The 16,818-nt window shown below is 60.4% G+C and carries 16 protein-coding genes and 1 riboswitch; of the genes, 4 read left to right on the forward strand and 12 right to left on the reverse strand.

From position 1 onward, the window contains the following. Positions 1 to 206: 206 nt before the first annotated feature. The 10 genes from tsaD to B5G42_RS02605 all read right to left on the reverse strand — a co-directional run bounded on the left by tsaD (position 207) and on the right by B5G42_RS02605 (position 10,910). Positions 207 to 1,217, reverse strand: a complete 1,011-nt coding sequence (gene tsaD / locus B5G42_RS02560; RefSeq protein WP_087266346.1) for a tRNA (adenosine(37)-N6)-threonylcarbamoyltransferase complex transferase subunit TsaD — start codon at positions 1,215 to 1,217, stop codon at positions 207 to 209. Continuing rightward, entirely contained in the window at positions 1,214 to 1,675 is a 462-nt protein-coding gene (gene rimI / locus B5G42_RS02565) for a ribosomal protein S18-alanine N-acetyltransferase (protein WP_087266348.1), read from the reverse strand. The genes tsaD and rimI overlap by 4 nt, the downstream gene beginning before the upstream one ends. Before the next feature lie 12 nt (positions 1,676 to 1,687). After that, positions 1,688 to 1,921 carry a DUF6199 family natural product biosynthesis protein gene (locus tag B5G42_RS02570; RefSeq protein ID WP_087187422.1) on the reverse strand — a complete coding sequence of 78 codons (234 nt, stop codon included), beginning with the start codon at positions 1,919 to 1,921 and terminating at the stop codon, positions 1,688 to 1,690. Next, positions 1,906 to 2,520 carry a GNAT family N-acetyltransferase gene (locus tag B5G42_RS02575; protein ID WP_087266349.1) on the reverse strand — a complete coding sequence of 205 codons (615 nt, stop codon included), beginning with the start codon at positions 2,518 to 2,520 and terminating at the stop codon, positions 1,906 to 1,908. The genes B5G42_RS02570 and B5G42_RS02575 overlap by 16 nt, the downstream gene beginning before the upstream one ends. Positions 2,521 to 2,532: 12 nt before the next feature. Beyond that, complete coding sequence (gene polA / locus B5G42_RS02580; protein WP_087266351.1) at positions 2,533 to 5,193, reverse strand: DNA polymerase I; 2,661 nt, start codon at positions 5,191 to 5,193, stop codon at positions 2,533 to 2,535. A 210-nt stretch (positions 5,194 to 5,403) separates the two neighbouring features. Next, entirely contained in the window at positions 5,404 to 6,057 is a 654-nt protein-coding gene (locus B5G42_RS02585; RefSeq protein ID WP_087187425.1) for a hypothetical protein, read from the reverse strand. A gap of 153 nt (positions 6,058 to 6,210) precedes the next feature. After that, positions 6,211 to 6,405, reverse strand: a riboswitch (cobalamin riboswitch). Positions 6,406 to 6,457: 52 nt separating this feature from the next. Beyond that, positions 6,458 to 7,285, reverse strand: a complete 828-nt coding sequence (locus tag B5G42_RS02590; RefSeq protein WP_087266353.1) for a DUF975 family protein — start codon at positions 7,283 to 7,285, stop codon at positions 6,458 to 6,460. Positions 7,286 to 7,333: 48 nt separating this feature from the next. Then, on the reverse strand, positions 7,334 to 8,971 hold the full coding sequence (locus B5G42_RS02595; protein ID WP_140399771.1) for a sensor histidine kinase: 1,638 nt from the start codon (positions 8,969 to 8,971) through the stop codon (positions 7,334 to 7,336). 1 nt (position 8,972) lies between these two features. Continuing rightward, complete coding sequence (locus tag B5G42_RS02600) at positions 8,973 to 9,644, reverse strand: response regulator transcription factor (RefSeq protein WP_087266357.1); 672 nt, start codon at positions 9,642 to 9,644, stop codon at positions 8,973 to 8,975. Between the two features lie 102 nt (positions 9,645 to 9,746). Further along, positions 9,747 to 10,910 carry a toxic anion resistance protein gene (locus B5G42_RS02605; RefSeq protein ID WP_087187429.1) on the reverse strand — a complete coding sequence of 388 codons (1,164 nt, stop codon included), beginning with the start codon at positions 10,908 to 10,910 and terminating at the stop codon, positions 9,747 to 9,749. Positions 10,911 to 11,075: 165 nt separating this feature from the next. Here B5G42_RS02605 and ilvA point away from each other — a divergent pair, with 165 nt between their 5' ends. The 4 genes from ilvA to recR all read left to right on the forward strand — a co-directional run bounded on the left by ilvA (position 11,076) and on the right by recR (position 14,292). Continuing rightward, complete coding sequence (ilvA, locus tag B5G42_RS02610) at positions 11,076 to 12,296, forward strand: threonine ammonia-lyase (RefSeq protein ID WP_087266358.1); 1,221 nt, start codon at positions 11,076 to 11,078, stop codon at positions 12,294 to 12,296. Positions 12,297 to 12,553: 257 nt separating this feature from the next. After that, positions 12,554 to 13,201 carry a ribulose-phosphate 3-epimerase gene (gene rpe, locus B5G42_RS02615; RefSeq protein WP_087266360.1) on the forward strand — a complete coding sequence of 216 codons (648 nt, stop codon included), beginning with the start codon at positions 12,554 to 12,556 and terminating at the stop codon, positions 13,199 to 13,201. Positions 13,202 to 13,203: 2 nt separating this feature from the next. Beyond that, complete coding sequence (locus tag B5G42_RS02620; RefSeq protein ID WP_087266362.1) at positions 13,204 to 13,671, forward strand: cupin domain-containing protein; 468 nt, start codon at positions 13,204 to 13,206, stop codon at positions 13,669 to 13,671. A gap of 18 nt (positions 13,672 to 13,689) precedes the next feature. Continuing rightward, positions 13,690 to 14,292, forward strand: coding sequence for a recombination mediator RecR (gene recR / locus B5G42_RS02625; protein WP_087187433.1), 603 nt, complete (start codon positions 13,690 to 13,692; stop codon positions 14,290 to 14,292). 54 nt (positions 14,293 to 14,346) lie between these two features. On the opposite strand, the gene B5G42_RS02630 is transcribed toward recR, so the two are convergent. Together B5G42_RS02630 and B5G42_RS02635 are read right to left on the reverse strand one after the other, a co-directional pair. Further along, positions 14,347 to 15,609, reverse strand: a complete 1,263-nt coding sequence (locus tag B5G42_RS02630; protein ID WP_087266365.1) for a zinc ribbon domain-containing protein — start codon at positions 15,607 to 15,609, stop codon at positions 14,347 to 14,349. Between the two features lie 103 nt (positions 15,610 to 15,712). Then, positions 15,713 to 16,762 carry an alcohol dehydrogenase gene (locus B5G42_RS02635; protein ID WP_087266367.1) on the reverse strand — a complete coding sequence of 350 codons (1,050 nt, stop codon included), beginning with the start codon at positions 16,760 to 16,762 and terminating at the stop codon, positions 15,713 to 15,715. Positions 16,763 to 16,818 lie beyond the last annotated feature (56 nt).

Below are 16,818 nucleotides of genomic sequence, written 5' to 3' on the forward strand. Positions count from 1 at the left end.
AGATATCTTTTCTTCTCTTATAGTATAGTTCTAATCTTATAATATTGTCAACAGCAAATGGTAATATAATTTTTAAAATTATATTACCATTTCTGTACATGATGTCTGTAGCATACCCTTTTCTCCCCCATCCTATCCTCTTTTCAGAAAAGACAGCAAAAAGCGGCGGTTTTTACAAAAAACCGCCGCTTTTGATTCAAATCCAATTAACCTTTTTTAATGTCCCGGGTGGCGTAGGCGTTCAAGTCCATGCCGCCCCGCTTTCCCGCCAGATATTCATAGTAGCCCTGGCAGCCAATCATGGCCCCGTTGTCCCCGCACAGAGACAGAGGAGGCAGGAACAGCTGATCGCCGGACTGACGGCAGGCTGTCTCCAGATCGGCCCGGATACGGGAATTGGCCGCCACGCCGCCCGCCACAGCAATTTTGCCATAGCCGCAGCGCTTGGCCGCCTCCATGGTACGGGGTACCAGGGTATCGCTAACGGCGGCGGCAAAGGAGGCCGCCAGGCCCTTCATGTCCAGCTCGTCCCCCTTCTGCGCGGTGTTGTGGGCCAGATTGAGCACCGCTGTCTTAAGCCCGGAGAAGGACATATCCAGAGGGGCGTCCGCCACATGGGCCCGGGGCAGCTCGTAACGGGTATCATCACCGCCCTGGGCCAGCTTGTCCATAGGGGCCCCGCCGGGATAGCCGATGCCCAGCACCCGGGCCACCTTGTCAAAGCACTCCCCCGCCGCGTCGTCCCGGGTAGCACCCAGGATCTCCATATCAGTGTAGCCCTTTACGTCCACGATCATGGTGTTGCCGCCGGAGACACAGAGACACACAAAGGGGGGCTCCAGGTCGGGGTGGGCGATGTAGTTGGCGGCGATATGGCCCCGGACATGATGGACCGGGATGATGGGCACATTGAGGCCGTAGGCCACCGACTTAGCAAAGTTCACGCCCACCAGCAGGGCGCCGATGAGGCCGGGGGCGTAGGTCACCGCCACAGCGTCGATGTCGCTCCGGGTGATCCCCGCCTGCTGGAGGGCCTGATCGGCCAGCCCGGCGATGGCCTCGATGTGCTTGCGGGAGGCAATCTCAGGCACCACGCCGCCGTAAATGGCGTGCATATCCGCCTGGGAGGCGATGGCGTCAGACAGGACGGTGCGGCCGTCCTTCACCACCGCCACGGCAGTCTCGTCGCAGGAGGATTCAATGGCTAAAATATTCATAGCGTTTCCTTCTCTTCTGAAAAAGTAATGGTCATCAGCAGGGCATCCTCATGCTCCTCCCGGTAGTAGTTCTTCCGGCGACCCACCGTCTGAAAGCCCAGCTTTTCATACAGGGCAATGGCGGGGGCGTTGCTCTCCCGCACCTCCAGAGTGAGGAAGGCCAGGTGGGCCTGCCCAAACCGGATGTAAGCACCCAGGATGGCCTCTGCCACCCCCTGGCGGCGGTAAGCCGGAGCCACCGCGATCTTCTCCAGGGTACCCTCGTCCAGCACGGCCCGCACCTCTCCGTAGCCCAGCACGGTGCCGTCCTCCCCCTCGGCCACCACCAGGGAGATCATATCGTTATACAACTCCTGCTCCAGCAGGGCCTCCGACCAGGGGTGGGAAAAGCACTCCCGCTCGATGGCCGCCACCTGGCTCAGGTGGGACTTGTCCATAGGGACCAGTTTATAATTCACAGTATCCGCTCCTTAAAACGCCAAACTGCAGATCAGTTCAACCAGCAGAAACAGCAGGATTCCAACACCCAGCAGGAGAAACAGCACGCCCGCCAGTCGTGTCACCGTGAGATACCAGTCAGATGGCTCTCCGCCTATGGTATCCAGAAAATGTTCCAGCTTCCAGCAGAGTTCCGGCTTGGCCAGCATAAAAATACCCAGGGCAATGCAGGCCAACGCAGCCAGGCACATCAGCAAACGCTCCATTCCGTCTCTCCTTTCTCCATCCACGCCGGCGGGCCGGGCGGCAACTCATCCGGCCCCAGAGGCACCTTCACATCGGTGCGGTCAGGGCCGTAAATAGCCCTGTGCAGGGCCATCACCGGGGCCAGATCCGCGGGCAGTTCCGGCAGAAAGGTGGTAAACCTCATCCCACAGGTGGCCATATCGTAGGCAGGCACAAAACCGCACCGCTCATAAAACCGAAGCCGCCGCTGCCGTAGCGCATTCTCCGCCAGATCGTCCCCTTCCACTGGCCGCTCCGCCTCAATGAGCAGCAGAGACTTCCCCGCCAGCTGCTCCACCAGCATCCGGACAATCTGACCGCCCAGGCCTCCATTCCGCCGGGCGGCGGTCACCCCCAGATAGTCCAGCAGAATGCAGCTTTTGTCGGCGGGTTCCATCCAAAGGGTGGCGTAGCCCAGCAGGGTGTCACCGTCAAAGAGGCCCCACACCTCATAGCGCCCCTGGTCCATCAGAGCCAGAATGTCCCCAAAGGGCTTGCGCTCATTGGGCGGAAATGCTTCGGTCAGTTCCTGTTCATACCAGGGGATCAGCTCCCTGTCGGTCAGCCTCCTCAACTCCACAGCAGGCTCCTTTCAGCCCTTGGCCTCCGCCCAGCTCTTCCCGGCATGAGCCTCGGCAATGAGAGGCAGGGCCAGCTGCACCACCTGCTCCATCTCGTTCTCCAGCAGAGCCTTGACCCGGTCGGTCTCCCCTTCCGGGCACTCCACGATGAGTTCGTCGTGGACTTGAAGAATCAGTCTTGCCTCCAACCCCTCGACCCGCAGCTTGTCACGCACCCGGATCATGGCCAGCTTGATGATATCGGCGGCGGTACCCTGGATGGGCATATTCAGGGCCACCCGCTCCCCGAAGGAGCGCATATTGAAGTTGGAGGATTTCAGCTCGGGCAGCCAACGGCGGCGGCCCATGAGGGTAGACACATAGCCGTCTGCCTTGGCCTGCTCCACCACCTGGGTCATATAGGCGTGGACGCCGGAGTACTTCTCAAAGTACTTCTCCATATACTCCTTGGCCTCCGCCCGGGTCACCCCGATGTCCTGAGACAGGGAGAAGTCGGAGATACCGTAGACAATACCGAAGTTCACCGCCTTGGCCCGGCGGCGCATCTCGTGGGTCACATCTTCAGGAGCCACCCCAAACACCTGGGAAGCGGTAACGGTGTGGATGTCCTCCCCGGAGCGGAAGGCGGCGATCATGTGCTCGTCCCCGGCAATGTGGGCCAACAGCCGCAGCTCGATCTGGGAGTAGTCGGCGTCCACCAGCATCTTTCCCGCCGGAGCCACAAACATCTTCCGCAGCTCCGCCCCCAGTTCGGTGCGGACGGGGATGTTTTGCAGGTTGGGCTCGGTAGAACTGAGACGTCCGGTGGCGGTGACGGTGTTCTGGAAGGAGGTGTGAATGCGCCCGTCGGCGGCGATCACCTTGGTGAGCCCGTCCACATAGGTGGACTTCAGTTTGGCCAGCTGACGGTAGTCCAGCACCGCCTCCACAATGGGGTGCTTGTCCCGCAGCTTTTCCAGCACCTCGGCGTTGGTGGAGTAGCCGGTCTTGGTCTTTTTCACCGGGGGCAGGCCCAGTTTGTCAAAGAGGATCTTGCCGAACTGCTGAGTGGAATTGATGTTGAACTGCTCCCCCGCCAGTTCGTAGATCAGGGCCTCATCGGCCTGAATCCGCTCATCCAGCATCTGGCCAAAGGCGGTGAGGGCGTTCCGATCCACCAGCACCCCGGCGTGTTCCATCTCCGCCAGCACCGGGCACAGGGGGAGCTCCACCTCATAGTACAGCTTATCCATACCCAGCTCCGTGAGCCGGGGGGCCATAGCCTCCTTCAACGCGCCGATAAGGGCGCAGTGGGACAGGAAGGCCCCCAGTACCGCCACCTGATCCCCCAATGGCGTCCAGGCGTCCTTGGCCAGGTAGGTATCCTTGGCCTTGGCATACTCATGGTTGAACCACCGCATACCCAAAGTCTCCAGCTCGTAGCTGCCGTCGGTGGGAGCCAGCAGATAGGCCGCCAGAGCCGTATCAAAGACAAAGCCGCCTCCCTCGATGCCCTCGTTCAGCAGTCTGGACAGCAGGGTTTTCACATCGTGGGTGTTCTTCTTGATGTCAGGAGCAAAGAGGGCTTTCAAAACGCTGTTATACCCCTCCAGCTGGTCAGCCCGGAGAATGGCGGCGTGGCTATCCTGCTCACTCTCCCAGTGCTCCACCACAACCACGTCCAGAGAGGGCAGGGCCAGCACATCCACGCTGTCTTTCTGCCGCCAGATAGACAACAGCTCCTCTGCCCGGTTCAAATCGGTGACATCTTCACTGGTGCAGGTGCCGGTAAACTGTTCCTCCTGCTGCACCTCCCCCTGAGGCGCGCTGAGGCCCAGCTTGTCGATGAGCTTATTGAACTCCAGCTTGAGGAAAAACTCGTACAGGACGGCGGCATTGGGTTCCTTCCGCAGGTTGGCCTCGGGGGTGAAGTCGATGGGGGCATCGCAGTGGATGAGGGCCAGGTCGTAGGACATTTTAGCCTGGTCTGCCCCTTCGGTCAGTTTCTTAAGCACGGCAGGCTTGGCCTCTACGCTGTCCAGATCCTGATAAATGGCTTCCACGCTGTGGTAGCGCTGGATCAGGTCCATGGCGGTCTTTTCACCGATCCCCTTGACACCGGGGATGTTATCGCTGGTATCCCCCATCAGTGCCTTCAGGTCCACCATGTGGATGGGATCAAAGCCGTAGGCCTCCCGGAAGGCCTCGGGGGTCATCTCCTTGGTGGTGGTCTGGCCCATACGGGTGGACACCAGCTTCACCCGGGTGGTATCGGTGACCAGCTGGAGGGAGTCCTTGTCGCCGGTGACGATGACGGTATTCCACCCGGCGGCGGTATCCTTCACCGAGATGGTACCGATGAGGTCGTCGGCCTCCCAGCCATCCATCTCATAGCGAGGGATGTTCATGGCCTCCAGTACCTGCTTCAGGATAGGCAATTGAGCCGCCAACTCCTCCGGCATCCCCTTCCGCTGGGCCTTATAGCCTTCATAGGCCAGGTGGCGGAAGGTGGGGGCCTTTCGGTCAAAGGTGACACACAGGGCGTCTGGCCGCTCCTCGTCTATCAGCTTGAGCAGGATGTTCACGAAGCCATAGACGGCGTTGGTGGGGGTGCCGTCCTTGGTGGTGAGCAGCTTGATGCCGTAAAAGGCCCGGTTGATGATGGAATTGCCGTCAATGACCATAAGCTTCATGAAAGGACCTCCTGCTGTCCGGCACACCGGACATAAAATCTCAGGTTATAGTATACCAGCTTTCTCCGTCCCATACAAGAGAAACGCCCGCCGGGTCACCTCACAATGGTGACCGCTATGCGTGCCGAGGCCAAATACCCCTCGGCAGAAGCCAGCAGGATATAGATCCTTCTGAGACGGCGGTATCAGGAAGGTCCTTCCCCTCCGGCTTCAGGCATGGCTAACATTCCGCGCCCAATAACGCCGCATATGCCGGCGCACAGACTTGCTCAGCGCAGGAATGCCCAGCAGTTCCAGTCCGGTCTGCCAGGTGCAGCCCACTTGTCTGAACAATACATCCAGCTCCCCGGGCAGCTCCTCCCGGCAGGGAGGCTGACCTGTCCGTCGGACCGCCGCGCAGTACTCCCCCAGTGTTTGTCGGGCATCCTCATCCAGGCATACGCCCCGGGACGCGCACCGCTTCAGGAAGGGCAGGGTGTCCACCCGCTCGGGCCAGTCCGCCGGCCACATCCGCTCTGCCGCCTGCTGGCGGCTCCTGCCCCGGGCCCGCCAACAGGCATGATGGAGGGAACCAAAGCGCTTTTCCAGATACCAGCGGTAGACGCACAGCAGCCGTTCCGGACGGGGCGAACCATTGCGCCCCTCCATGGTCTCCACCAGTGACTCCAATAGTTCTTCGTCGGAAAAGCTGGTATACACCTGTCTGCCAATGGGACATTCCGGGGAAAAATAGAGGGTAAGATCTCCATCCAGCTGCTGAGATAATCCGGGCGTATCGGTCATCTCCTCCTCCAGTTCCGCCAGCCACTGGCGATATTCATTCAATTCCCGCTGGGACAATCTGTTCTTTCCGGTCCGTTCCATAGCTTTACTACCTCCCTGCCGCTGCAAATGGATTCCGGCGGGGACATCTATGGCCCAGGCCATAGCAAAAGAAAAGAGTTTCCCGGACGGGAAACTCTTTTTTCATCAGCTCAAACGCCTGTGCTGTCACGCGCCATTTCCCCGCCGAATATGCGCGTTACCGTCGCGGCTGGCTGGTCTCCTGGCTTGGATTCAACCTTACGCCCGTCTTCCCATCCGTACCCGGACAGTGACCTTATGAGCGCTCGTCATCCTTACAGTAGAGAGGGCTGCTGCGGACTTGCACCGCATTCCCATTGAAAGCTCCGCCCCTGAGGACGGATAGCTACCAACCGCTGATTGGATTCAGTTGTTGTTTCTATTATATCATCTTCGTCCGAAAATACAATGCTTACTTTGGTTACATCCCGCCGTAAGGTCCGTTCCACCCGCCGGGCTGAGGCCGCTGAGGAAAGGCTCCATACACCACCCAGTTATAAAAATTGGCATTGGCCGCCCCCATATAGGGGCCGATCCACAGGCTCAGAATACCCAGGGTGAAGGGAGACAAAATCAGCCATCCCAGGAAGGACAGGTCCTGTACGAACAGTGCCATGATATTGCCCCGCATGGCGCTGCGGCTGTGGCGAATGGCCTCCAGGGCGCCCATCTCCGGGTGGTCCAGCAGAAAGTAGACCGCCAGCCGGTAACGATAGGATATGGCAATCATCCAAACCAGCATGATTAAAGCGCCGACAAGGATCAGGGTGACGCTGTGCATTAGATAGGCCAGGAACACAAAGCCCACATAGACCGCCATACCGATGAGCCCCCACAGGAACACAAACAGGGCCGACAGGAAATTCACAGCCAGTGCCCGTCCTATCGTATAAAAGCCATCCAGCAGATTTCGGTAGCTGGGACCTTCCCGCCGGGTCAATCGCAGGCTATAGGAGGTATATCCGTAATCCATCACCCAGCTATAGAGCGCCAGCAGCAGCTCCATAACCAGAATCACCGCAATACGCTGGGGGGTAAAGATGGCGGTCAGGATCTCTTCCACTTCATAGTTGGTCTCTGTCAGATAAAAATAGGCAGCCTGAAAAGGCTCAGATACAAAATTCAGCACCACACTGCTCAGTACACCGGTCAGCAGCACATACACCAGCGTCACCAGCATGGGGTGGGGATAGGCCCCCCGCATGGCATCCCGTGCCAGCCACTTGGACTCAGGACGGTTATATCCCATGGTACTCCCTCACAATCGTTTCTACCTTGTTGAGGAAATGATACCACATCATGTTTCCGATTGCAACCCGGGCAGCACCACCGTAAAGGTCACGCCCCCCGTCCGGTTGACCGCCCAGCAGCGGCCTCCATGGGCCTCCACCGCCGCCCGGACAATGGCCAGGCCCAAACCGGTACCTCCGTCCGCCCGGCTGCGGCCCTCATCCCCCCGGTAGAAGGGCTCGAACAGGCGGTCCAGATGTTTTTGCGGGATGACGGGGCCGTCGTTGTCCACGGTCAGCGTGATCCGCCGTCCCTTTTGGGCCAGGGCAATGGTCACCGCGCCGCCGGGGGTGCAGTGGCGCAGGGCATTGTCCGCCAGATCATCCACCACTTCTTCCAACCGCAGCCGGTCCCCCAGCATGGATGCCGGGGCCAGTTGAGTACGCAGTTCAATGTTCTTTTCCTCCGCCAGCAGGGACAGCCGTGCAGCACCATTCTCCACCAGAGCAGCCAGATCCAGGGGCTCCCGCTCCACCTTGCCGCCTCTTTCCAGCCGGGCCAGGTCCATCAGGCTCCCCACCAGGGCCGCCATCCGGTCGCTCTCAGCCACCACGGTGTCCAGGTACTGGCCCCGCTTGGCGGGGTCGATGTCCTCCCGCAGGGCCTCGGCATGGGTGCGCAGCACCGCCAGAGGAGTCTTGAGTTCATGGGCCGCCCCCCGGACGAAGGCCCGTTCCCGCCGGATGGCCCGACTCTCCAGCCAGGCGGTGAACAGGGCCAGTGCCACCGCCGCCGCCAGGGTGAGCAGAGCCGCCGGCTCCAGGCCGGCCAGCAGGTAATCCCCCGGCAGGCAATAGTTGGAGGCCACCGGATGCACGCCGTACTCCCTCAGATCGGCGTTTCCATTTCCCTTGTAAATCGTGTAAGTTCCGGTGGAGTATGCGTACATCCACCGGGGATTTTCCGCTTCAACAGCGTCTACCTGCGCCACCATGTCCCGATACTGCTCCAGCCGTCTCGCCGGCCCGCCCCGGCCCGTCAGAGCACAGTAACATTCCAGCCATATGGCCTGAAAGTGCTCCGCCTCCCGGTCGGGAAAGAGTTGGGCGTCGGAATCGGCCAGTACCACCCGCTCCTCCCCAAAGTGCAGAGTGAGGGTCCGGACATAGATCACCTCCCCCTCCTCCCAGCCGGTCAGTTCGATTTTGTCCGGGCCGATACCGGTCCAGAAGCTGTGGTCAGAGTAGCCGTTCAGAATGCGGGCGGCTGCCATCTGCCCCTCCTCGGTCAGGGCCGGGTCAAAGAGGAGATACCGCAGCTCCGTCGTCCCGTCCGGCTGGTACACCGCGCTGCGACCTGCCAGCATCTGGCTCTGTCCCAGCCGCTCCCCCTCCTGGTCGTACACCCGCACAAAGAATTGCCCGCCGTACTTCTTCAGGGTATCGCAGCTGTTCATGGTCAGCATGACGGATAATTCGTCCTTCTCCCAATCTGGAATCTCCCCCTCCTCAGGCGGAGTGGGGATGGAAAAGCTGGTGGTTCCCTGCGTGATGGCATTGGGAAGCTCATACTGCTGACTGATAATGTCCTCCCAACTCCACTGGTGATTGACCCAGAGCATAGCGCCTATGGCCACCCCCCAGAGGAGCAGAGAGACCAGCAGCGATTTGGCAAAGCATCTGAAAAACAGCCGTTTGTCCTTCATATTACTCACCCTCCATCCGATACCCCGCCTTGAATACCGTCTTGATCTGCTTTCCGGCGCTCCCCAGGGCCAAGCGCAGGCTTTTGATCCGCACATCCACCGCCCGCTGGCCTCCCTCGAAGTCGATGCCCCACACCTTGTCCAGCAGCTGGTCCCGGCTGAGCACCTGACCTTTGTTGCGGATGAGGCAGAGCAGCAGATCATATTCCCGGCGGGTCAGGCTTACCGGCTTCCCCGCCACGGTGCAGGTACGCCCCGCCAGATCCAGGGCGATGACCCCGCACCTCAGAGTCTCGCTGTCTCCCGCTCCCCGGCTGCGGCGGATCACCGCCCTTGTCTTGGCCAGCAGCACCGCCAGGGAGAAGGGTTTGGTCACATAGTCATCCGCGCCCAGGGCGTACCCCTGAAGCACATCCTCTTCACTGCCCAGAGCGGTAAGGAAGAGGATGGGCATCCGGCTCTTGGCCCGTACCACCCGGCAGACCGAAAAGCCGTCCAGGTTTGGCATGAGCACGTCCAGCAGCATGGCATCGTAGTCGTGGTCCCGCAGCAGGTCTAGCGCCTCCTCCCCGTCCCGAGCCAGGTCGCAGTCCAGACCGTGGGCAGTAAAGTAATCCCGGATAATATCACGGATACGGGCCTCGTCCTCCACCACCAGAATATGGTCCGCCATGGCTCCCCTCTCCTTTCATTCACAGGATAGCAAAAAGATATGTCCATCTGATGTCAAAAAAGGCGCTGCAATGATATTGCAGCGCCTTTTAATTGTTCCTGCTTAGCCTCTCAATTCCAGAAGCTTCTGCTTCAGCTCGCCTTCGATACGGCCCAGCTCCGCTTCGGCCTCCCGGCGCTTCTGGGCGCCCTCCTGCTGGATGTTCATGACCTCATCCAGGGTGGAGATGAGCTGCTGGTTGGTATGCTGGAGGGTCTCCAGGTCCACCACGGAGCGCTCGGCCTCCTTGGCGGTCTCCAAAGTGCCCATTTTCAGCATATCGGCGTTCTTTTGCAGCAGTTCGTTGGTCATGTTGGTCACCGCGCTCTGGGCGGCGGTGGCCTGACGGGAGTGCTCCAGCCCCAGGGCCAGCACCATCTGGCTCTTCCACAGGGGGATGGTGTTCACCAGAGAGGACTGGATCTTCTCCAGCATCAGGGTGTCGTTGTTCTGGATCAGCCGGGTCTGGGGCCCCATCTGGATGGAAATCATCCGGGTCAGCTCCAGGTCGTGGATCTTCTTCTCAAAGCGGGTGCACATATTGGCCAGGTCGTTATAGGCCTGGGCGTCCTCCTGGGCGCCGCTCTGGGCCGCCTTCTGACGCAGCTGCTCCAGCTCTCCGGCCCGCACCTGGGCCAGGCGCTTCTTGCCCGCCAGGATATACATGGTCAGTTCCTTATAATATTTGGTGTTGAGGTCGTACATCTGGTCCAGCATGGCGATGTCCTTCATCAGGGTCACCTGGTGGGCCTCCAGCACCTCCACGATCTTGTTTACGTTGGTCTCCGCCTTGGAGTAGGAGGCCTTCATGGCCTCCAGCTGGTTGCGCTTCTTCTTGAAGAAGCCGAAGAAGCCCTTCTCGTCCTCCTCGCCGCCGAAGCCCTTCAGCTCCACCACCAGAGAGGACAGGGCCTGTCCCACCTCGCCCAGATCCTTGGTACGCACCGAGTTGAGGGTATTTTCCGAGAAACCGGCAATGTTCTTCTGGGCCGCAGCGCCGTACTGGAGCACCAGATTGGTATCGGTCAGATCGATCTTCTGGGCAAAGTCATCCACCATCTTGCGCTCAGCTTCGGTGAGCTGGCTTTCGTCCAACTGAATGGCCTTGGCCTCCTCACTGGCGTTGGGGTCCAGGCTCAACTGAGGCGCGGCAGGCGCTTCCGCTGCGGCGGTACCCAGATCCGGGGTCAGCGTCAGCTCCGGGGTAAAATCCATGTTGTCAGCCATGACTGCGTCCCTCCATATTCCATACCGGCAGCGCCGGCTTGTTCTTCCAAATCATTGTACCGTTCCCCCATTCCCCTGTCAAGAACACGTTGACTTTCCCTCAAAAAGTCAGTATCATTAAAAACATATTCCGATATTCCGTTTTGAGAGAGGAAGTCTTGCCCCATGCTCACCCTGAAAGAATTTAAGGAGGCCCGCAGCGTGCTCTCCGGGGTCATCCGGAACACCAGTCTGGTCTACAGCACCGCCTTTTCCAAGGCCACCGGCAATCATGTGTACATCAAGCCGGAAAATATGCAGGTTACCGGCGCCTACAAGATCCGGGGCGCCTACTATAAAATCAGCACCTTGACCGAGGAAGAAAAGGCCAAGGGTCTGGTCACCGCCTCCGCCGGCAACCACGCCCAGGGTGTGGCCTACGCCGCCCAGCAGGCCGGCGTGAGCGCCACCATCGTCATGCCCACCACCACTCCCCTGGTGAAGGTGAACAACACCAAGGATTACGGCGCCAAGGTGGTGCTCCACGGCGAGACCTTTGACGACGCCGCCGAGCTGGCCGCCAAGCTGTCCGCGGAGGAGGGCCTGACCTACGTCCATCCCTTCAACGATCCCGCCATCGCCACCGGCCAGGGCACCATCTCTTACGAAATCTTCCAGGACCTGCCCGACGTGGACGTGATCCTGGTGCCCATCGGCGGCGGCGGACTGGCCACCGGCGTGTCCACCCTGGCCAAGCTGCTCAACCCCAACGTCACCGTCATCGGCGTGGAGCCCACCGGGGCCGCCTCCATGAAGGCCAGCCTGGATGCCGGTCATGTGGTCACCCTGGACAAGGTGGAGACCATTGCCGACGGCGTGGCGGTCAAGACCCCCGGCGACCAGATCTTCCCCTACATCCAGCAGAACATCGACGACATCATCACCATCGACGACGACGAACTGGTAGATGCCTTCCTGGATATGATGGAAAAGCACAAGATGATCGTGGAAAATGCCGGTCTGCTGCCCATTGCCGCCCTGAATCACCTCAAGTGCAAGGGCAAGAACGTGGTGCCTGTCCTCTCCGGCGGCAACATGGACGTGATCACGGTAGCCAGCTTGGTACAGCACGGTCTCATCAACCGGGGCCGGGTATTCACCTTCTCGGTGCAGCTGCCCGACCGTCCCGGCGAGCTGCTGCGGGTGGCCCAGATCGTGGCCGAGGCCAACGGCAACATCATCAAGCTGGAGCATAACCAGTTTATCAACATCAATCGCCAGAGCGGCGTGGAGCTGCGGGTTACCCTGGAGGCCTTTGGCCACACCCACAAGCGGGCCATTTTGGACGCCATGTGTGCTGCCGGCTATCAGGCCCGGGAGTGCCACACCAACGACTTCTATAATTAAGCGGACCGGCCCCCGCAAGCCAACTGTGTCCGGGGGAGTATACTCCCCCGGACACTATATGATGCGGCGCGCGATTCCGGAGCATGGACCGCCGGGCCGGCAACCCGTGGGTACGCGGGGGAGCGGCGGGGCCCCGGGCGTCATCCGCTTGCTGTATCTTATGTTCCCAACTTTCCCTTTGCCCCGGCCCATCCGCCAACGAGGGACAGGCTCTTTGCCCGTTCTCCCCATCTTTTTTGATAATGGAGTGGTAAATGATGATCAAGATCGCCCCTTCCATCCTCTCCGCCGATTTTGTAAACCTGGAGCGGGATATCCAGCGGGTATCCTCCGCCGACTGGCTCCACGTGGACGTCATGGACGGCTGCTTTGTCCCCAACATCACCATCGGCGTACCGGTGGTCCAGTCCATCCGCAAGTGCACCGATATGTTCCTGGACGTGCACTTGATGATCGACAAGCCGGTGCGCTACATTGAGGCCTTTGCCAAGGCGGGGGCCGACCTGCTGTCGGTCCACCTGGAGGCCGACCACCCCACCCGTATCGCCGAGGCGCTCCGACTCATGGACGAGTTCGGGGTGAAAAAGGCGGTAGCACTGCGGCCCATTACTGCCGCCAGCGCCATCCTCCCCTACCTGGAGAACCTGGATATGGTGCTGGTCATGACGGTGGAGCCTGGCTTCGGCGGCCAGGCCTTTATGGAACACCAGCTGGACACCATCCACCAGGTCCGTACCCTCATCGATCGCTATAATCCCGCCTGCCGTCTGGAGGTAGACGGCGGCATCAGCCCCAAAACTGCCGGGAAGGTGATCTCCGCCGGCGCCGATACCCTGGTGGCCGGTTCCGCAGTGTACGGAGCGGTGGACCCCGCCGCCGCCATCGCCGCCCTGCGGGAGGGCTGACCATGCCTGCGCCCCTGACCGACCGGCAGGCCAAAGGCCTGGGCATCACCACCCGTCATGAGCGGATGGACAACGGCGAGCTGCGGTTCCGGCTGTGCGCCTGTGACGGAAGTTCCTACATCCGTACCGAGGCCAGCGACCAGAGCGGCTGGCAGAACAGCCACCTCCATCGGTATGTCCATGAGCTGAATGTGATTCAGCAGGGCACTATGCTGGTGGTGGAGGAACGGGACGGAGCCCTTATTCCCCGGGTGCTACGCACTGGCGATTTTTATCTCTGCCCGCTGAACGTGCCCCACAACTCCTATATGCTGCCGGGCACGGTGGCCCACACGGTGAAGTACGGCCAGGACCTGCCCGACGTGGACTGGGTGGCCTGTCCCTGGCTGGACCCCCGCTGCCGGGCCCTGGACGTGGACGCCCTTGTCCGGGCAAGTTCCCCCTCCCCGCCCGGCAAACCCGATCTCTAAGAAGGGATGTTTTCATCTATGCAGTATTTTCCCCCCGCGCTGGAGCAGCTGGTGGAGCAGTTCGCCCGGCTGCCCGGCATTGGCCGGAAGAGCGCTCAGCGGCTGGCCTTCTATGTCCTCTCCCTGCCGGAGGAGGATGCCGCCGCCTTCGCTCAGGCCATCACCGAGGCAAAGGCCGCCATCCACTGCTGCCCGGTCTGTCAGAATTTCTCCCAGGGAGACGGCCTGTGTCCCATCTGCCAGGACCCCAAGCGTGACCCCTCAGTCATCTGCGTGGTGGCAGACCCCAAAGATGTGGCCGCTATGGAGCGCTCCCGGGAGTATCCCGGCGTGTACCACGTCCTTCACGGCGTCATCTCCCCCATGAACCATGTGGGGCCCGATGAGCTGCGGGTAAAGGAGCTGGTAAACCGGGTGGCCGAAGGCGGGGTCAGCGAGGTCATTATGGCCACCAACCCGGACACTGAGGGAGAGGCCACAGCTATGTATCTCTCCCGTCTGCTGCGCCCCTTCGGGGTCAGGGTGACCCGGCTGGCCTACGGCATCCCGGTAGGCAGCCACCTGGAATATGCCGACGACGCCACCCTTATGCGTGCCCTGGAGGGCCGCCGGGAAATGTAAAAAAAGAGTTCCGCGCCAGTGGCGCGGAACTCTTTTTTAGTTGATGGCGCGATCTTAGTGATTGACAAATAGATAGGCCCGCTTTCTGAAATAGACCACCTGCAGGATGTAGACCAGCACGCACAGCCCCAGGCTGACCAGGGGAATTGCCATGTACTCCATCAGATACTGGCCGGGCACATAGTTGCTCAGCTGGGTGTAGGCGATCAGCAGGTTGACGGCAAAAAATACCGTGGGCAGAATGGCCAGGACCAGGAAGAGGGTGTTGCCGCCCGACTGGAGCCGGATCATCTTCACCCAGGCCACCAGCATCAGAACACCATAGACCGCACAGGCAAGGCCGATGATCATGGGATTAGGAATAAAGAGTGGCAGGTACAGAATAGCCATCCCTCTCCCATCCATCAGCAGAGCCTGGAAACTGCGATAATAGTACTCCACACTGCTCCCCATATCGCCCTCGATCCCCGCCATCACCATCAGCACAACGCCAAAGGCCAGATAGAGCAGGGCAGTCGGGATCATATTGAAATAGATCTGGAATTTGTACCAGTTCATGGGGCAGCCGTAATCAATTCGACCGTTGCTGTAGGTGGGCTGTCTCCGCTCCTCATAGGGGGAACTGTAGGCACTCTGCTGGGGCGCAGACTGCCAGCCGCCCTGATAGCCCTGCTGAGGAGCACTCTGCCAGCCGCCGGGCTGCTGGTTATTCTGCCAGCCGCTCTGCTGCCAGTTATTCTGCTGCTGCCAACCGGGTGCACTCTGCTGTGCGCCGTTCTGCCAGCTATTCTGCTGCCAGCCGGGAGCAGACTGCTGAGTGCTGCTTTGCCAACCACTCTGCTGCCAGCCGCCAGACTGAGCGTTCTGCTGGCTGCCCTGCCAGGAATTCTGCTGGGGCTCCTGCTGAGAGGCACTGGCTTGCCAGGGGCTCTGAGTCTCCTGCTGCGGAGCGGAAGCCTGCCAGGGACTCTGGGCTTCCTGCTGCGGGGCACTGGCCTGCCAAGGACTCTGGGCTTCCTGCTGGGGCGCGCTGGTTGCCTGCCAGGGGCTCTGAGGCTCCTGCTGAACAGGTTCCGGCTCGGCCTTTACCTGCTCCACCGGCTCCTCCGGCACGGGGTTAAAGGTACTCCAGTCAAATTCATCGTTGGACGGGGTGTTCTCCGGCTCCGCCTGGGGCACGACAGTCTCAGGCTCCTGGGGCGGAGTCATATCCTGCCGGGGCTCCTCCGTGACAACGCCGCCGGACTGCTTCTTTCCACAGGCAACACAGAATATGCTGCCGTCCGGGATCTGAGTCCCACAGTGTTCACAATACATATGCTTTTACTCTCCTCTACACTCTCTTGCGGTTGCTGGGATATCTTATTTTATGTCATCTTTCGACGTTTGTAAACCCATATCTTATACAAATTCTCCAGCCTTATCCATCTGTCTCGTCCGCTGTCACGGCTACCTTGATTACGCCGTCCCGCCGGTTCTCAAAAAGCTCATAAGCCTCCTCAATACGGCTGAGAGGATAGGTATGGGTGATAAGGGCGGTGGTATCCAGTTTCCCCTGCGCGATCAGATCCAGCGTTTGGGCACAGTTGCAGCCGTCCACCCCGCCGGTCTTGAAGGTCAGGTTTTTACCATACATCTCGGGCAGGGGCAGCACCTGGTCCTTGTCATACAGGGCCACCACCGTCACTACGGCATTGGGCCGGGCGCACTGCCAGGCCAGGCGGAAGGTATCCGGTCCGCCCGCCACCTCCAGCACCACATCTGCGCCGCCATGATCGCTGTGAGCCTGCACAAAGGCCTCCGCCTCCTCCGGTCCTACCGTCAGCACACCGGGATAATGTGCCTCCACAAAGGCCCGGCGCAGAGGGTCCCGCTCGCACAGAATGATCTGTCTGGGACTCTGAAGCTGGACGCACTGGAGGGTACACAGGCCGGTGGGGCCGCCGCCGATGATGAGCACCGTGTCCTCCGGGCTGATCTCTGAAATATCCGCCGCCCAGTACCCGGTAGCCAGGATATCCCCCACGAAGAGGGCCTGCCGGTCGGATACCTCGTCCGGGATCTTGTTCAGTCCCTGGTCTGCATAGGGTACCCGGACATACTCGGCCTGACCGCCGTCGATGCGGCAGCCCAAGGCCCAGCCGCCGTCAGGATCGGTGCAGTTATTGACCCAGCCGTGGCGGCAAAACCAGCACTGGCCGCAGAAGGTCTCCACGTTCACGGTCACCCGGTCGCCGGGTTTTACCGTGGACACCCCGGCACCCACCTGCTCCACGATGCCCACCATCTCGTGGCCTACCGTGATCCCGGGCACCGCCCGGGGCACCGAGCCGTGCTTGATATGCAGATCACTGGTGCAGATGCTGGACAGGGTAACCTTTACAATGGCATCCCCGTCCTCCATCAGCTGGGGTTTGGGCTTGTTCAGCAGGGCAAATTTCCCCCGCTCCACATAAGTATAGGCCAGCATGACTCCCCCTCCTTTTTTCCACAGTATACCATATTCCCAGCCATGATGCAAAAGGG

Source organism: Flavonifractor sp. An91 (assembly GCF_002159225.1).
Taxonomy (GTDB): domain Bacteria; phylum Bacillota; class Clostridia; order Oscillospirales; family Oscillospiraceae; genus Flavonifractor; species Flavonifractor avicola.

What these genes read in the sequence shown, in the direction of transcription:
- tsaD (WP_087266346.1), bottom strand. Translation starts at nt 1,217, where the DNA reads ATGAATATTTTAGCCATTGAATCCTCCTGCGACGAGACTGCCGTGGCG.
- B5G42_RS02570 (WP_087187422.1), bottom strand. Translation starts at nt 1,921, where the DNA reads ATGGAGCGTTTGCTGATGTGCCTGGCTGCGTTGGCCTGCATTGCCCTG.
- polA (WP_087266351.1), bottom strand. Translation starts at nt 5,193, where the DNA reads ATGAAGCTTATGGTCATTGACGGCAATTCCATCATCAACCGGGCCTTT.
- B5G42_RS02585 (WP_087187425.1), bottom strand. Translation starts at nt 6,057, where the DNA reads ATGGAACGGACCGGAAAGAACAGATTGTCCCAGCGGGAATTGAATGAA.
- B5G42_RS02590 (WP_087266353.1), bottom strand. Translation starts at nt 7,285, where the DNA reads ATGGGATATAACCGTCCTGAGTCCAAGTGGCTGGCACGGGATGCCATG.
- B5G42_RS02595 (WP_140399771.1), bottom strand. Translation starts at nt 8,971, where the DNA reads ATGAAGGACAAACGGCTGTTTTTCAGATGCTTTGCCAAATCGCTGCTG.
- B5G42_RS02600 (WP_087266357.1), bottom strand. Translation starts at nt 9,644, where the DNA reads ATGGCGGACCATATTCTGGTGGTGGAGGACGAGGCCCGTATCCGTGAT.
- B5G42_RS02605 (WP_087187429.1), bottom strand. Translation starts at nt 10,910, where the DNA reads ATGGCTGACAACATGGATTTTACCCCGGAGCTGACGCTGACCCCGGAT.
- ilvA (WP_087266358.1), top strand. Translation starts at nt 11,076, where the DNA reads ATGCTCACCCTGAAAGAATTTAAGGAGGCCCGCAGCGTGCTCTCCGGG.
- rpe (WP_087266360.1), top strand. Translation starts at nt 12,554, where the DNA reads ATGATCAAGATCGCCCCTTCCATCCTCTCCGCCGATTTTGTAAACCTG.
- B5G42_RS02620 (WP_087266362.1), top strand. Translation starts at nt 13,204, where the DNA reads ATGCCTGCGCCCCTGACCGACCGGCAGGCCAAAGGCCTGGGCATCACC.
- recR (WP_087187433.1), top strand. Translation starts at nt 13,690, where the DNA reads ATGCAGTATTTTCCCCCCGCGCTGGAGCAGCTGGTGGAGCAGTTCGCC.
- B5G42_RS02630 (WP_087266365.1), bottom strand. Translation starts at nt 15,609, where the DNA reads ATGTATTGTGAACACTGTGGGACTCAGATCCCGGACGGCAGCATATTC.
- B5G42_RS02635 (WP_087266367.1), bottom strand. Translation starts at nt 16,762, where the DNA reads ATGCTGGCCTATACTTATGTGGAGCGGGGGAAATTTGCCCTGCTGAAC.